Genomic DNA, 15,934 nt, shown 5'->3' on the forward strand with positions numbered 1-15,934 from the left:
CAGTGATGCCATTTCAAATATTAGTTAATATATTTATTGCTTTCCTATGGATGTTCTTCCAGGATGAATGGCGATTTCTAAGCTTTTTAAGTGGTTATATTGTCGGCTTAATCATACTATTTTTCATGCGCCGATTTTACCAAAAGCCTTTTTATGCCCTATTTATATGGGCAGCATTTAAACTGTTGTTTGTCTTTACAAGGGAGCTATTAAGCTCAGCCTTTGTCGTCATTAAGCAAGTGCTACGTCCAAAAATCAATATTACACCTGGGATTTTTAGAATTGATACGGACTTAGAAGGAGATGTAGAAATCACCCTACTTTCCCTTCTCATTTGTCTTACACCTGGCTCAGTGGTCATGGAGGTAACGCCCGATGGTAAAAGTCTCTATGTTCACGCTATGGACATACCAGAATCAAAAGATTCCGTATTGAAATCACAGGTAATCTTCGAACGGGCAATTAAGGATGTGACAAGAAAATATGTTTGATATCTTAATGATTTTATCACTTGTTATTTTAACATGTGCAGTTCTTTTAAATATTTTCCGTGTCGTAAAAGGGCCGTCGAGCGCTGATCGTGTGCAGGCATTGGACTCTATCGGCATTAATTTAATTGCGGGGATTGCAATCTTTTCGGTGTATATGAATACACATGCATTCTTTGAATTAATCTTATTGATTGGTATTCTATCCTTTATTGGAACGATTGCATTTGCTCGTTTTATTGAAAGAGGTGTTGTCATTGAGCGAAAGCGCTGAGGTCATAGCTGGGGTCCTTATATTCCTTGGAACCTTAATCAGTTTAATTAGTTCCGTTGGGTTAGTTCGATTACCGGACGTTTATACCCGTTCCCATGCGGCATCTAAAAGCTCAACTGTTGGAGTGTTATTTATCCTAATCGGAACCTTGCTTTATTTTCTTATTTCAGAGGGGTATTTCAGCATCCGACTAATTCTAGGAATAGTTTTTGTGTTTCTAACTGCACCAGTTGCTGCACATGTAATTTGTCGTGCAGCCTACCGGGCAGATGTACCTCTGACGCAAACTAGTGCAGAGGATGAATTAAAAGAATACTTTACTGTCAACGAAAAACAAAGTGGGGATAGCCCTTCTCCTTAGTATCTATAAGGAGGGACTATCCCCATTTTTTATTGTAAAGGTTCCCGAACTCCGGTTTCCCTTGTCATTTCACCCGCAATAAAGCGCATATCATTCCCGGTTGGATTTTGGAATACTCTTAGCCCAAACTCTGATGCAACTGCAAATAGATGATCAAAAATATCGGACTGAATTGATTCATAAACTGCCCAAGCCGTATCATTACTAAAAGCATAGATTTCTAACGGCAAGCCATTTTCTGTTGGAGCTAACTGCCGTACCATTAATGACATTTCCTGATGTATTCCTGGATGGTGTTTTAAATAATTCGTTATATATGCTCGAAACACACCAATATTTGTAAGCGCCCTTCCGTTGACAGGGTTGGTCCTGCTCACATTATGTGTTTCATTGTATTCTTCTATTTCCTTTTCTCGAGTCTCTATATGTTCCTTTAGGAGTTGTATTTCCTTTAGCTTTTCAATCATTTCCGGAGAACAGAATTTTATGCTCGTTTTATCAATAAATATTGAGCGCTTAATTCTTCTTCCACCGGAGTTAACCATACCTCTCCAATTGATGAAAGAATCAGACACAAGTGCATACGCTGGAATCATCGTAATCGTCTTATCGAAGTTCTGCACCTTGATTGTGTTTAACGTAATATCTATTACATCACCATCAGCACCATACTTCGGCATTTCAATCCAGTCCCCAACACGTACCATATCATTAGTAGTTAGCTGTATACCAGCAACCAATCCTAAAATTGAATCCTTAAATACCAACATAATAACTGCAGAAAGTGCACCAATTCCACCAAGCAAAATAAATGGACTCTCTCCAATTAGATTCGCAATAATGAGGATAGCACCAATTGCTACAATAACAATATTTGCTACCTGAATATAGCCTTTGATTGGCCTAGTCTTCGAAATTTCAAATGTCCGATAAATATCATTGACAGCGTTTAATAATCTTGTTAGAACGATTAAGCCGATAATAATGATATAGGTTACCGATAATCTCTGGATAATCGTTTGGTAATCCTCAAATTCATTAATTTCTGATGCAAAATAAATGATTATCGCCGGCACAATATGCGACAAGGTTTGAAAAATTCTTCTCTCCAACAATACATTGTCCCAGGTAATTTTATTTTTCGTTATAATTCGGGTGACAACATTAACAACAACCTTCTTCGTAATAAAGTTTGCAATCAAACAGATCAACCCAATGATCATTATCTTAATCAACCCTACAAGAATAACATCGACTCGAGCAGGTAAATCAAATGTCGAAATCCACTCATTCACAAAATCCATAATAACCTCCAAAAATAAGAATAACACTTACAATTATATCAAATTTGGGACATGGGGACAGGTCCCTTGTCCCCAAATCCAGAAATTAAAAGAAAAAATCTGCAATATTATATTTTATCATTTTAATTCTTCAGAATATAATGTATTATATTACAATAATGTTACTTTTTGGTTTCATTGTATTTCCAATTATATAGCTCTATCGAAGTAGCTATGTATAAAATCCATAACTGTTTAAATTATTTAACGAGGAGATAAACAAATGTCAAAACGTTTAATTGCTATCGTACTATTAGTATTTGCTGTATTAGTAGGGTGTTCCAATGAAGAAACCAGTAAAAAAGAAGTACCAGAATCCAAAAATTCCAATCAAGAAATAAGATTACCAATGATTGATATTATAGCTGGAGATATTGCCGGTCCAGTCTATAAAGACGTCTGGTGCTTAAAGGAGGAAAGTCTCTGCTCACTTACCCCTAATCCACCACAGGAAGTTGTATCGTCAAACCCTCCCCCATTGCGCGTTAGACCAGGTGATGTATTCCAGATATCTATAACAACAGATAGCATCCCTGAATCAAAAGAAATCTATACTCCAGACATTTCAGAACTAAAGCTATGGAAAGGAAATGAAGAACTGACTGTGGAGGCGACCGATTATCAAATAACAGCGCCAATGGAAGAAGGATTGTACTATTATTCTATGAAGCTACAATGGGATGGCTATTATACTGGCCAAGCATACTATGCATTTTCTCTCAGAGTTCAATAACGCATCAAATCGGAGGTGAATTAATGTTTCGACTAATGTTATTCGAATTTAAAAAAATAGGAAGATCTAACTTTGCCCGAATTTTAATTGTAGCACTTATACTCTTCTGTATCGGTTTTTATGCCTTCACCTATGTCAATACAACCCGCATTGAAGATGAGATTCAATCTATACAGAGTACCATACAATTTACTGAACAAGACCTGAATAAGCAACGAGAAACATTAAAAACCGCTGAAGGCGCAGAGGCGACAGAATTGAAAAATAACATCACGTTTTACGAGGAGTGGTTAGTGGGAGAACAAAATAAATTAGAATTGTATAACGATGAAAATTGGCAAGCAATCTTACAGCAAGAAATTGATGAAGCAGAAGCAGATGCGGGTAGTATGCGATACAATGGTCAAACCCACACCTTCAGTCATCCAACATTATTTACATTGGATACCTATGTTGCAATAAGTAAATGGATGCAGAATAATGAAATAACTCCTCTATTACCAGTTGATAGACATTTTTCTTATGTAACACTTTATGATAAGGAAGTCATTAGCACCAGTCCCGCTGAAGCAGAAATGATAATGGAAACATTCAGAAAAAACAGCATCAAATATTCATCAAGCAGTATCCATTATCTTTATCGATTATTTGAAATATCGTTCGGATTCGTCGGGGTCATATTTTTCCTATTCCTCTTTGGTGATATCGTAACAAAGGAAGGACTAGGTCGAAACGGTCCAATCCATCTACTTAGAACGCAACCAATACATCGAGACAAAATATTAGCAAGTAAGTTTTTAACTACTATTGTGTTCAGCTCCATAACGCTCATTAGTATAATAGCATTTTCCATCATTGTAGGGGGATTATTCGACCGAATAGGCGATTGGGATTATCCAGTTCTAATCTATGGCGAAGAGAGGACTTTCACGTTGATGGGAATGGGTACATTTCTTCTAAAAGCAAGCAGTCTGTTTCTACTCATTCTAATTTTTTGCTATTCTATCCTAATCCTCTTCTCTATTTTGACGAAACGATCATTAATCACAACAGGGCTAACTCTTGGAATATTATTGATTGGGATTGGCATGAGTAAAGAACTTGTGACTTCTACTATTGCTCACTATATACCTTTTCAGTACTTTTCTGTTTTTAACGTTTTAACAAATGAACTAGCCCTTACAATGGAAAACTTTAATATTTCTTATGTGAATGGAATGGTTTCCTTGAGTATCTCAAGTGTAGCCTTATTGCTAATCACCTATATTATATCTGTTATACAGTATCGAAAAAGTAATTAGTAGATTGGGAGTGTAAATATGATAGTAGAAGTAAAAGGACTAAAAAAGCGTTATAAAAAGCAGCTTGTACTAAAGGGAATCGATGTTCAAATCGAATCCCCGCAAATTATAGCCCTAGTCGGACCAAATGGTTCCGGTAAAACAACAATGCTAAACTGTATGACAAATCTACTTTCTATTACGGAAGGAAAAATAGAGCTGTTAGGAAAGAAATACACAGATGCATCCCTATTTTATGATGTTTCCTATTTACAAGATAATCGTATTTTATATGGAAATCTAACAGGATATGACCATTTAAAATTCATCTGTACTATCCAAAAGTTACCCCTTACAAAAATCAAAGAAGTAGCGAGAAGAGTAGGTATGGAAAGCTACTTAAAGAAAAGAGTACGTAATTATTCACTTGGGATGAAGCAGCACTTATTATTAGCAATGGCTATAATCAATGAGCCCAAATTATTACTAATGGACGAACCTTTAAATGGACTGGACCCAACAAGTGCAATCAATATGCGGAATATTTTACTTGAATTATACAAGGAAGGGACGACCATTATTGTATCGTCTCATAACCTAGATGAAATAGACCGTCTGACCAACATCATCTATTTCATGAAGGATGGTGCGTTATTAAAAGAATCACTTCAGGATTTTTCAACCAAAAATTATATCATGACCGTTAATAACCCAGAAAAGGCAAAGAAAATTTTATCTGAACAGAAAATACCCTTTACCATAAATAACCAAAATCAACTTGAACTGGAAGAGAAAATGATTGAAATCCAAACAGTCATTAATCATTTAAATCAAAACGATATTACTATTCAGGACATTGAAAACCAGAAGATTGGAGCCGAAAGACGATACCGAGAATTATTTGAACAGGAGTTATCCTCATGAGATTATTGGGCTTTGAGTTAAAGAAAACACTGTTTAGTAAAAAATTCTTGTATATTATCATTGGAGTCATACTGGCTATTTCCTTTTTGTTCATTCGGAATGTAATCTTTCAATCCTACATAGAAAAACAGGAGCAAGAAAAAGTCGATGAGTGGTTAGAGGTTGGCTTTAGTAATTCCAAGATGCATAATGGCATAGTAGAAGCCGATCCTGAAAATGAAGAAGAAATGAACAAACTTGTTCTCAACAGTAAGTCCATTGATATATTATATAATATTCGCTCGAATATTGGTTCGGATGACTGGCAAGTGAAGCTAAATTTAGAAAACGAGTTCCTAACTATCATACTCGAATATAAGGAAGCAAAAGGGGATCACCCCCTAACCTATCAAGAAATCAATCATAAACTTGCCTTGAACCAAGAGCTACTGGCTCAGAATATTCCTCCGGAACATGAGACTTACAGTTTGGCTTTACCAAACTTTATGAAACAAGTAGTAGATTTATTTGTAAACTACGGAGCTATCCTCTTAGTTCTACTGTTAATCGGTGAGACAATGTCATCAGAATTTGAAAGCCGATCCATAAATCTTTTGTTTACACAACCATTAAAGCGTACCGATATTATTACGAGTAAATTTAGTAGTTCTATCATTCTTTATATCCTAACAACATTAATAATGATTGTAGCTAACTATTTGATAGGCTTAATTTTTGGTGATAAAGGACAATTCCATTATCCGATTCTTATGGAAAAAGATACTGAGATTAACTTTATGACTCTTACCGAATATATAACTATTGCCTTAATAGTTGTCAGTTTAACTATGTTATTTGTCATCGCACTAACGATACTCTACAGCCTTTTTATCAAAAATACACTTGCTACAACTTTCGCTGTCCTAGTTACATTAGTGATTGGATATGGGATAAATACATTGATTACATGGGACCCAATTCTATGGATTAATCCTTTCCAATACTTATTACCAGAAGAAACGATATTATTCCAGAATGGTCATGAGTGGTATCAAGGGATTCCAATCATCTTCCTAGTAAGCTTTATATTATACATCATAGCTAGACAGAAAATTAAAACTAGTAAGGTGGATTAAAATAATAAGTATGTGGAGGGCATTCACTCAAGATTGAGGTGAATGCTTTTTACATATGTATTAATTCTACAGTTTTTTTCTTGTCAGAGGAAGGTTGTTCATATTCTCCATTTCTCAACATGACGAAGGTGATGAAACCAACTCATCACCTCTCCAATTAGGATCCATGCCTATTAACCTTAACTTCGAACTAACCCGCCCTGCAGAAAAGGACCTACCGACTTTATATACTTCTCAGGTGTAACAGATTGATTCCTTCCCCATTCTACCGACGCGCCATACAACCCCCAACTCAACATTGTTGCAGGTACTTTCAGTTGTTCTATATCAACTTTCGGACGCTCTCTTTCTAGCATTCGTAGAAAAATAACTTCTAATTGGTCACGAATGATTCTAGCGATCGTATCTTCATAGCCCCGATGGCAACGATTAGATAAGGATAATTGAAAATCCGTTATCGCTTTAAATAGATTAACCAATGTTTCTTCATTTAGATCACTATCTTCATAGGTTTGGCAATTCAAATTAATAAATAACACCTCAGATAATGCCTTATCTAACAAGTCATAAATATCCTCAAAATGATAATAGAATGTTGCACGATTAATCATTGCTTCTGATGTAATGTCTTTAATCGTTATATCTTTAAATTCTTTCTTACTAGATAACGCTATAAAAGAATCCATGATTAACTTTCGAGTGCGTAAAATTCTAGGATCTGTTTTCGGTTGGGTCATGTCTAACCTCCTCCTACTTTTCCGACAGTTTCCCAAATGTGTTGGATATACAACATATCTCTCAAAGTATTGGTGTTTATGTTTTTCATTATCCACTATGATAACCATAAGGAGCAAACAAAAGGTTCTACCAGCCAGTTAGAACCTTTTAGTAATTAGGAGGAATTCAAATGATGAAAATAGGTATTATTACAGGAAGTACAAGGGATTCGCGAGTAAATCTACAAGTAGCAGAATGGGTGAAATCGATTGCTGAGAAAAGAACCGATGCAGATTTTGAACTTGTCGATATCAAGGACTACAACTTACCGAAGTTTAACGAACCTATTACCGCTATTATGATACGTGATTATCAAGCATCAGAAGCCAAGCCTTGGTCTGATAAAATTGATTCACTAGACGGATTTATTTTTGTACTAGCAGAATACAACAAAGGTATTACTTCTGGACTGAAAGATGCAATCGATTACTTATATCAAGAATGGAATAATAAAGCAGCTGGAATTGTAAGCTATGGTTCAACACTCGGTGTTTCGGCAGCCAATGACTTAAGATTAATTTTGTCCGTACCAAAAGTAGCTACTGTAGGTACTCAAGTGGCTATGAACCTATTCACCGATTTCCAAGATATGAGTAAATTCAATCCAGCACCATTCCATCAGAAAACTGTTATCAAGTTATTAGATGAAGTGATTGCATGGTCAACAGCATTAAAAACAATTCGATAATCTTAGGGGAGAATTAGCGACATGGAACGAAATAATATGATTTGTGATATGGAAACAGGAGTTTGCGGAGTGGCAGGTGAAGAAGAAATGCAGCTAGTTGATTTCAATCAACCAAACAAAACAATCGATCTATATTATGTGACAGATCCAATTTGCTCACACTGCTGGGCAATTGAGCCGACTCTTAGGCGTTTGATGAAACAGTATGGTCATTATTTTAATTTTCATACCGTTATGGGAGGCCTACTCGAGAAGTGGCACGATGGCCCGATTGATCCAGCCAATGGAATATTTAAACCAGCAGATGTTGCTGGGCACTGGAGAGAAGTTGGGGAACATAGTCGTATGCCGATTGATGGTTCCCTAATGATTGACAATCCGGTTCAATCATCTTTCCCACCATCTCGAGTTTTTAAAATCATTCAGAAGCATCACGGGGATGAAAGAGCATTCGAATACTTACGTCGCGCCAGAGAAGCACTATTTGCATTTAATAAAAATATCGGGGAAGAATCCGTTCTACTAGAAATTATTAATCATTTGGAGTTTGATGGTAATGCTATTGTGAAAGAAGCTCGTGACCAAACAGGTCATGATTTACTTCTCGAAGATTTTGCTTTAACTAGAAAGCTTGGTGCTAGAGGATTCCCAACAATTATTGTGGTGAACGAAGAAAATAAAGGAGTTAAAATCGTAGGTGGTCGCCCGTTTGAGTACTATGTTGCGGGACTAACCCAAGTGCTTGATGAAGAACCAACACCAAAGAAGCAGCCTCACTTATCTCATCTACTTAAGGAAGAAAAACTTCTTTTTGCAAAAGAAATTGAAGTAATGTATGATGTAATGCCAGAGGACCTTCCATCATATGTAATGAACGAGCTTGCTACTGCTAGGTATGAAGAAAAGGAAATTCTAGGTGAAAAATACTATGTAAATATATAAGCCTAAGCTCACAGCTGTATGCTATGAGCTATCTTTTTTCGAACATTCCGTGACATGACTTATTTCATCTACGCATTATGGTAAAATACAATCAAATAAGTTTACATACAGGAGTTGTTATTGGTGAAAAAATTCTTGTTTTCTATCATTGGAATACTGTTTCTTATAACCGGTTGTGATGATACAGAATCCCGGAAATCAGCCGAAGATATCAAAGAAATCGTTCATGATTATACGGTAGGTAGCTTTGAAGACGTATCCGCTTCGATCACTTCGCATGAGCTAATTGTTACGAATAGTAATAATGAGAAAAAGACTTATGAATTACCTGAAGATGAGTTTTTTGTTTCAATTGCTCCTTTTATCGAAACAACACATCCTTGCGAAATCCATAGTTTAACCAGTTGTCAGGGTGAACTAGTAGAAGAAGATTTCGAGGTTTATATTGAGGATACGGATGGAAATATAATTTTGGATGAAACAGTGACATCTTTTGAAAATGGCTTTATCGACCTATGGCTTCCACGTGAGAAGAACCTTCAAATTTCGATCAAGCATAAGGGGAAAACGGCAACATCTGAAATCTCCACATTCGAAGGAGACAACACTTGTATTACTACCATGCAATTACTTTAAAATAACAAGGAGGATTGCTATTACTTAGCTAATCCTCCCTTCTCCAATTTTTACTCTCCCGAGACCTTAATCAAACTTATTTGACTCTGATTCCAAAACCGCACTGGCGCCACACTGGTTCCTAGTCCACTATCAATATATAAATATTGATTGGCATTTAGTTCAAATACCCCTTTATCGTATTCTGGAAAATATCCCTGATTTGGAGCAACAAGAGCTCCGATGATAGGAAGTCTGATTTGACCGCCATGTGTGTGCCCGCTAAGTATTAAATCAGCTGGAATCCTATCATAGCTTTCAACAACCCCTGGTGAATGAGACAGCAACACAGTATATATATCCTCATCGACCTCCTCAAATGCCAGATCAAGATTTTCATGGTTAGTCGATTCATCGTCCAGTCCAACAAGATTTAATTCTGTTCCATCGATAGATAATGTTTTATTTTTATTATTCAAGATAGTTATTTTCCGCTGTTCCAATCCAGCCAATAACTCTTGTTTATACTTATTATCCCACTCGTGATTACCACTAACAAAATACACACTTTCGTTGATGGCTGTTAATCCTTCAACAAATGAAAAAATGCTCGTTAGATCCTCAGTGCTTCTATCCACTAAATCACCTGTCAACACAATAATATTAGCATCTATCTCCTTTACCTTCTCTAGTATTCTATCATTACCTTCACCAAAAACTTTATTATGAACATCACTAATTTGTAGAATAGTAATTTCCGTGTCTTTCGGTATCTTACTAGTTTGGAAATTTACATGATTCACCTTAAAAACATTGGTATCATAAAAAGCTTTCACTGACACGCCTAATACGGAAAGAAATCCAAGAAGAAGCATCCACTTTTTATAATTTGCCGTTCTATTTTTATTGGACAAGGGTCTCACTCTTCCTAATCATTTGAAATTTTTATCATTATAACAGATTAGGAGTAAATAGTGGGAAAAAATATAGCTCAAGATTGGACTCTTAAGCTATACAAAATAAAAGCTATGAAATTTGATTTAGCGCTTTTTCAATTGTGCATTCACCTGACATTAAGTGAATCGTCTTTCTGTATGTGTTCTCTTTATCCAAAGCCGCTACAACTGTTCTTGCAACATCCTCTCTAGAAATCGAGGTTTTCTTGATATTATTATTCACATCAATTTTTCCTGTACCTGGTTCATTAAGCAAAAGACCTGGTCCGAAAATAGTATAGTTTAAACTGCTCTCCCTTAGCATACGATCCGCATAATGCTTGGCAACCATATATGGCTTAATCGGGCTATCCTTCCAAGATTCTCGATCTTCGGCTTTGAAAGCACTTACCATGAGATAACGATTAGCACCAACCTTCTCAGCTGCTTCCATCGATTTTACTGCACCATCTAAATCAACTAATAATGTTTTATCTGGACCAGTTTTCCCACCAGAACCCGCTGTGAATATAACAGCATCAGAACCCTTCATCACCTCTGCAAGCTCATCCACATTAGCTTCAAGGTCTGCAACCACTGCCTTAACCCCTGATTCCTTCAATTGTGCCGCCTGCTCCACACTACGGACCATCGCTGTTAGCTCATGTTTTTCACTTTCCTGCAAGAGGTTGACCATATGCTTCCCAACTTGACCATTCCCACCAATTAAGAATACTTTCATATCCATACTCCTTTCTAATTCCTAATTATATTGTTTCAAATACTTATATATTTATCAAAGAAGTTGTTTATGTACAGATATAGGTGGTTGATCATAGATAAGATCGTTCCTGTGAGGCGGATTAACGTCGCTTGCTGGATACGGTGTGCACGGTGTAATTCTCACGCGGCTCTTAAGCTTTCTCGCGACAGTTTACTAAAATCTTGCGCGGCATCCTGGTATTCCTACGCCAGAATATAACTTTCGCGCGAGATCATGATAACCTGCGTGACTATTCTAAATCAGACGCGGCTTTCATTAACTCTCGCTCATCTTCCTGATCTCTCGCGTTACTATTGCTTCCCAACGCGCGACCCGACTCCATGGCAAATGACTTCCAACCAATCAAACACTTCTACCATAAAATTACCTTCTCCCCCTGCTCATCATAGTGTATGATTATAGGTATAATATCCTACTTTACTTGGAGGGGACATCATGTTTTGTTCGGAATGTGGTACACAGCTTGTCCATGGAAGTAACTTCTGTTCTTCTTGTGGTGCAAAGGTACGTATACAAGCTGAAGAATCCAATCAACAAGAACCAGTAAGTGAAAGAAAACAATCACCGAAGAGCATTCAAGATTCTGTAAAAGATACCTTCCTAAACGCCACTGGGAAAGTTAATGCGATGCTTGGGGAACAAGGGAATATTGATTTAAATTTACGAGATTTGTTTTCTACTGTATTTAGAAAGCATTCGAAAGATGAAGGTGAAGCTATTTTTATTTCAGGTACCAAAACGACTACACCAGAGGAGAAAGATATTTCGACCTCTTGGCCGAAGCCCTGGTTATTCTCCCGTGTATTTTTACTGCTTGCAATAACCTATATACTTTTATATATCTCGACTTTTTCTTTTCAAAATAGTAACGCATTACCTGGACTGATTATTATCGGGGCCTTTGCAGTGCCTTTTTCTCTATTAATCTTCTTCTGGGAATCTAATGCCCCTAGAAATATCAGTTTCTATGAGATTGCTAAGATGTTATTTGTTGGTGGGGCTGCGTCTTTAGTAGTCACGCTTCTTCTCTTTTCATTCCTGCCTGTCGGAGAATTAGATTATATGGGGGCCATTATTGTCGGTGTTGTCGAAGAGGTTGGAAAATTAATTATCATTGTTTACTTTATTAAACAATTAAATCCAAAGTTTATTTTAAATGGACTTCTAATCGGAGCTGCTATCGGGGCTGGATTTGCTGCTTTTGAATCTGCCGGGTATGCGCTTCGCTTTGGAATGATGTTTGGGGACGGGACCATGTTGCAAGTTATTTTCCAGCGCGCATGGACTGGGATTGGTACACATGTTGTCTGGGCTGCCATTTCGGGTGCTGCATTAGTTTATGTGAAGGAAAGCAACCCATTAAAGGCAGATCATCTAAGAGACATGAAGTTTCTTAAGCTATTTGCTGTCCCGGTGATTCTACATTCTATATGGGATATGCCATTATACTTTTTACAAAAGTTCAACTTCCTATATATCTTACTAATTGTTATTGCCTGGATATTTATATTTACCATGATGAATGCAGGTCTTAAACAAATTGCGCGTTTGAATACGCAGGTTAGAGAAGAAATGACTAGCGTTTCGTAAAGAAAAATGGGATTGCTAAACGAATGCAATCCCATTTCTTTCTATAGCATTTCTCTAATTTGTTCTATATGACGTTGTTCATGTAAAGGTGCAGCTTCAATCCATTGATCCAATGGTAATTGTCCGAACGCTGGATGAATAACGGCCCTCTCTTTTAACATTGCTGGAGATTCAATAGAGTCAATAAGTTCTAGTAGTTCCTTTCTAGATTTATAAAGCATCGAAATGATTTCCTTTACTTCAAAGGCTTCATCTGATGGGATTACAACCTTTGGTGCTGAGAACTTTTTTGAACGATCGAGTATATGTATAATGTTCTTTCGTTCTGTACTCATTTCCTCATCTTCTTTTAAACCCCATTTAACTGCCTTTACGGTTGCTAGCTCTACAAGTACCAGATGATGACAAATTTGTGCAATGCTCCACCTATCACTTGCAGGCTTCTTATGAAACACCTCGAAGCTTAATGGTTCAATTAGTTCCAATAGTCTATTACGTGTTTCTACCATCGAGCTGGTTATGATACTACTCATTAAACAATCCCCCTTTATTTATACAATATGTATATGCAAGGATGTCTTTTGGAAAAACTCGCTCTCACTTTCCTTGATAAAAAATATTTGGCACTAGAATCTTGTCTAACTTTCCACCAGCATAAATCATCTCCCACAGACATTATACCATTTATATCCAATTTTAAGTGACCAACATGAAAAAGCTCGTCTTAATTGTCCATCAAATGCATAAATTGTTTTTGAGGTGAAAACAAAATGTATAAATTACACATCTTCATAATCATGTTTTTCATGGGACTTGTCATGAGTATCCAAGGTCCAATCTTCGCACCATACGCATCCTCGCTAGGTGCAACTAGTGTATTTATTGGGATAATGTTGAGTATTGCGTCATTTGCCAATCTAACTGGAAACCTAATTGCCGGTCCTTTATCTGATCGTTTTGGGAAAAAGGGGTTTATTATTGTATCGTTTTTCTTATCCGGATCACTGTTTATACTGCATGGTCTCGCATCTAGCGCTATGAACTTATTAGTGTTAAGAACGATTAATGGGCTATCGTTAGCATTTTTACTCCCTTCCGCATTAGCATTACTGTCTGGGTACGCTAATAACAGTCGTCAACAAGGAAAGAACATGGCTATTAATGCCATATTAGCTACAACCGCTGCCATCATCGCTCCTATTGTCGGGGGGCAGTTAGGTGCGACAATCGGCTATGCCAACACCTATTTTGTCATTGGATCCTTACTATTTCTCATTGCAATCTATGCAAGTTACTTCTTAAAAGAAAGACAAGGGATTATCGTAGTTTCTAAGCAAAAGCAGAACCAAATAAATATTCGAAAGGCAATAACTTTACCAAACTTAAAGATTGTTTTTCTTTCCGCCTTTGCGGTTATGTATATCCACGGTGTAGTTATTTATGAGGTACCATATTTAACGGTTGAACAAGGGCTTTCTACAGCAACGACTGGTATTCTCTTCAGCTTTATGGGGATAGGTACATTGTTATCGTCTTCCCTATTTTTCATCAACCGTTTTAGTCCTGTTAAGCGAATGATGTTTGGCCTGTTTGGTATGGCGATTAGTATGTTTCTAATCTTTAGTACCCTTCTAGCCTTAACTGCTTCTATGCTATTATTAGGTTTCTTTTTCGGTATTATGATGCCTGCCATGGCAACAGCTGTAACAGATGCTGTTTCCTCAGACGGGCATGGACGTGCCTTTGGTCTTTTGTCTGCGGCAAATTCAGTAGGGATTATTACAAGCTCATTCCTCACAGGGGTAATTCGTGACATCGTATCTCCTTACTTTGTAGCATTCTTGGTTGGAATGATTGTACTAACCTATATGGGTTATACAAAGTTACAATTAGATGTAAAAGCTTCGCCATCAAAACTTGTAGAACGGTATTGATTCCCCATTGAAACCCATTAGAAAAACCGAACTACCTTCTAGAATAGTTCGGTTTTTCTAAGTTAAGACTTAGCGCTATCCCATTTACCACTTCTAAACTTTTCCACCAAATACTGTAGCCCATAAAGTAAATATGCCTTGTAGTGTATGTATAGGAAAAATTGAGGTTTGTTAAGATTTTTTAAGCGAATAATCTTTATCTTTTTTAAGATACTCATAATCGGCCATGTAAATAAGGCATCAAAGATGACATTTAGTAATACAAACAATTTAAAATTACCAAATGAAAATTTGAGAAGCCACATCGATAAAGGTGCGTATGGACCTATTGAGAAAGGTAATTCATCCTTTAGGAAATTGCGCGGCTTGGAGTAAAATGCCCACCATTTTTCTTTTTTCCATACATATGATTAATAATCTCAAATACTACGATAAATATTCCAGCAACTGAGTAACGTTTTATATTTTTCTTTCCTAATAGCATTAAAGTTAGCCATGGTATAACAATAATAATGATATTGAAAATCATATGTCTTTGAAGCTTTGAAAGCGCCAATTTGTTCACCTTACCTTCCATAAACTCTTTCTTATAGTCCCCAAAACCAATAAAAAAACCCTAAATCTAATTAGGGTTTTTCCAGTTAAACCTCCGCAATCATGTCCAACCATTTGATATCTGCATCCAGATGAAGAAGGGCACCTTCTATTAACATTTTCATGGTCTCATTTTCTTTGCCGGATAATTGCTTTTTTAAGTGTGTTAAATGAAGGATATCTCTAATCATCGTTTCTTTCTGATTTTTAATCATGCTTTGTCTATTTTCATAGGAAACTTGATTCGCACAAAGAAACTTAAAGTAAAACTCATCCTTAAATAAGGACCTCCCAACCGGTTCTTCTAACCAACTCCATAATTCTTCTTTCCCTGCATTCGTAATCGTATAAAGCTTGCGATCTTTCTTGTCATGACCTGGTGTCTCAACGAGCTCATCTCGTTCCAGTCGATCTAATGTTGTATATACTTGGCCTGCATTTAGTGGCCACATTCCTTGTACCATTTCCTCGAATCCAGTTTTCAACTCATAACCGTGTCTTGGTTTTTCGTATAATAGGGCGAGTAATGAATGTTTTACTGACATGATGATTCCCAC

Annotated in this window: 19 protein-coding genes; 12 read left to right on the forward strand and 7 right to left on the reverse strand. The window is 36.7% G+C overall.

What is annotated here, in order from left to right; all coding sequences use genetic code 11:
- The first annotated feature begins 5 nt into the window (after window positions 1-5).
- The 3 genes from G5W_RS0102860 to G5W_RS0102870 are packed head-to-tail and all read left to right on the forward strand — an operon-like array spanning window position 6 to window position 1,123.
- A complete protein-coding gene (locus G5W_RS0102860; RefSeq protein WP_010094058.1) occupies window positions 6-491 on the forward strand; it encodes a Na+/H+ antiporter subunit E in 486 nt (161 codons plus the stop codon).
- On the forward strand, window positions 484-762 hold the full coding sequence (locus tag G5W_RS0102865; RefSeq protein WP_010094059.1) for a Na(+)/H(+) antiporter subunit F1: 279 nt from the start codon (window positions 484-486) through the stop codon (window positions 760-762). Before G5W_RS0102860 ends, G5W_RS0102865 begins: the two co-directional genes overlap by 8 nt.
- Window positions 746-1,123, forward strand: a complete 378-nt coding sequence (locus tag G5W_RS0102870; protein ID WP_010094061.1) for a Na+/H+ antiporter subunit G — start codon at window positions 746-748, stop codon at window positions 1,121-1,123. The genes G5W_RS0102865 and G5W_RS0102870 overlap by 17 nt, the downstream gene beginning before the upstream one ends.
- 29 nt (window positions 1,124-1,152) lie before the next feature.
- Here the strand turns inward: G5W_RS0102870 and G5W_RS0102875 are convergent, their stop codons facing one another.
- Window positions 1,153-2,427: a mechanosensitive ion channel family protein gene (locus tag G5W_RS0102875; protein WP_010094063.1), complete on the reverse strand. Its 1,275-nt coding sequence runs from the start codon at window positions 2,425-2,427 to the stop codon at window positions 1,153-1,155.
- 262 nt (window positions 2,428-2,689) lie between these two features.
- On the opposite strand from G5W_RS0102875, the gene G5W_RS0102880 reads away from it, so the two are divergent.
- Genes G5W_RS0102880 through G5W_RS0102895 form a run of 4 tightly spaced genes read left to right on the forward strand, consistent with a single transcriptional unit; the run spans window position 2,690 to window position 6,518 of the window.
- Window positions 2,690-3,199: a hypothetical protein gene (locus G5W_RS0102880; protein ID WP_010094065.1), complete on the forward strand. Its 510-nt coding sequence runs from the start codon at window positions 2,690-2,692 to the stop codon at window positions 3,197-3,199.
- A gap of 23 nt (window positions 3,200-3,222) precedes the next feature.
- Entirely contained in the window at window positions 3,223-4,500 is a 1,278-nt protein-coding gene (locus G5W_RS0102885; protein ID WP_010094067.1) for an ABC transporter permease, read from the forward strand.
- 18 nt (window positions 4,501-4,518) lie between these two features.
- Entirely contained in the window at window positions 4,519-5,403 is an 885-nt protein-coding gene (locus G5W_RS0102890) for an ABC transporter ATP-binding protein (protein WP_010094069.1), read from the forward strand.
- On the forward strand, window positions 5,400-6,518 hold the full coding sequence (locus G5W_RS0102895) for an ABC transporter permease (protein ID WP_010094071.1): 1,119 nt from the start codon (window positions 5,400-5,402) through the stop codon (window positions 6,516-6,518). Before G5W_RS0102890 ends, G5W_RS0102895 begins: the two co-directional genes overlap by 4 nt.
- Before the next feature lie 179 nt (window positions 6,519-6,697).
- Here the strand turns inward: G5W_RS0102895 and G5W_RS0102900 are convergent, their stop codons facing one another.
- Window positions 6,698-7,255 (reverse strand): TetR/AcrR family transcriptional regulator, encoded by a 558-nt coding sequence (locus tag G5W_RS0102900; protein ID WP_010094074.1) that lies wholly within the window; start codon window positions 7,253-7,255, stop codon window positions 6,698-6,700.
- 170 nt (window positions 7,256-7,425) lie between these two features.
- Here G5W_RS0102900 and G5W_RS0102905 point away from each other — a divergent pair, with 170 nt between their 5' ends.
- The 3 genes from G5W_RS0102905 (at window position 7,426) to G5W_RS0102915 (ending at window position 9,561) form a co-directional block, all read left to right on the forward strand.
- A complete protein-coding gene (locus G5W_RS0102905) occupies window positions 7,426-7,983 on the forward strand; it encodes an NADPH-dependent FMN reductase (RefSeq protein ID WP_010094075.1) in 558 nt (185 codons plus the stop codon).
- Between the two features lie 21 nt (window positions 7,984-8,004).
- A complete protein-coding gene (locus G5W_RS0102910) occupies window positions 8,005-8,925 on the forward strand; it encodes a DsbA family protein (protein ID WP_010094076.1) in 921 nt (306 codons plus the stop codon).
- A 123-nt stretch (window positions 8,926-9,048) separates the two neighbouring features.
- On the forward strand, window positions 9,049-9,561 hold the full coding sequence (locus G5W_RS0102915; protein WP_010094077.1) for a CueP family metal-binding protein: 513 nt from the start codon (window positions 9,049-9,051) through the stop codon (window positions 9,559-9,561).
- Window positions 9,562-9,611: 50 nt separating this feature from the next.
- Here the strand turns inward: G5W_RS0102915 and G5W_RS0102920 are convergent, their stop codons facing one another.
- Both G5W_RS0102920 and G5W_RS0102925 read right to left on the reverse strand, forming a co-directional pair.
- Entirely contained in the window at window positions 9,612-10,454 is an 843-nt protein-coding gene (locus tag G5W_RS0102920) for a metallophosphoesterase (protein ID WP_010094078.1), read from the reverse strand.
- A 112-nt stretch (window positions 10,455-10,566) separates the two neighbouring features.
- The gene (locus G5W_RS0102925; RefSeq protein WP_010094079.1) at window positions 10,567-11,217 is read right to left on the reverse strand and encodes an SDR family oxidoreductase; all 651 of its coding nucleotides are present in this window, start codon (window positions 11,215-11,217) and stop codon (window positions 10,567-10,569) included.
- Between the two features lie 477 nt (window positions 11,218-11,694).
- Here G5W_RS0102925 and G5W_RS0102935 point away from each other — a divergent pair, with 477 nt between their 5' ends.
- Window positions 11,695-12,849, forward strand: coding sequence for a PrsW family glutamic-type intramembrane protease (locus G5W_RS0102935; protein ID WP_010094081.1), 1,155 nt, complete (start codon window positions 11,695-11,697; stop codon window positions 12,847-12,849).
- A gap of 41 nt (window positions 12,850-12,890) precedes the next feature.
- On the opposite strand, the gene G5W_RS0102940 is transcribed toward G5W_RS0102935, so the two are convergent.
- On the reverse strand, window positions 12,891-13,382 hold the full coding sequence (locus tag G5W_RS0102940) for a DinB family protein (RefSeq protein WP_010094083.1): 492 nt from the start codon (window positions 13,380-13,382) through the stop codon (window positions 12,891-12,893).
- Window positions 13,383-13,619: 237 nt separating this feature from the next.
- On the opposite strand from G5W_RS0102940, the gene G5W_RS0102945 reads away from it, so the two are divergent.
- The gene (locus G5W_RS0102945) at window positions 13,620-14,783 is read left to right on the forward strand and encodes an MFS transporter (RefSeq protein ID WP_010094084.1); all 1,164 of its coding nucleotides are present in this window, start codon (window positions 13,620-13,622) and stop codon (window positions 14,781-14,783) included.
- A 349-nt stretch (window positions 14,784-15,132) separates the two neighbouring features.
- Here the strand turns inward: G5W_RS0102945 and G5W_RS24620 are convergent, their stop codons facing one another.
- The gene (locus tag G5W_RS24620) at window positions 15,133-15,339 is read right to left on the reverse strand and encodes a hypothetical protein (protein WP_337445647.1); all 207 of its coding nucleotides are present in this window, start codon (window positions 15,337-15,339) and stop codon (window positions 15,133-15,135) included.
- Window positions 15,340-15,424: 85 nt separating this feature from the next.
- Window positions 15,425-15,922, reverse strand: coding sequence for a PadR family transcriptional regulator (locus tag G5W_RS0102955; protein WP_010094086.1), 498 nt, complete (start codon window positions 15,920-15,922; stop codon window positions 15,425-15,427).
- Between the last annotated feature and the right edge of the window lie 12 nt (window positions 15,923-15,934).

It is taken from the genome of Ornithinibacillus scapharcae TW25, assembly GCF_000190475.1.
Lineage (GTDB): Bacteria > Bacillota > Bacilli > Bacillales > Amphibacillaceae > Ornithinibacillus > Ornithinibacillus scapharcae.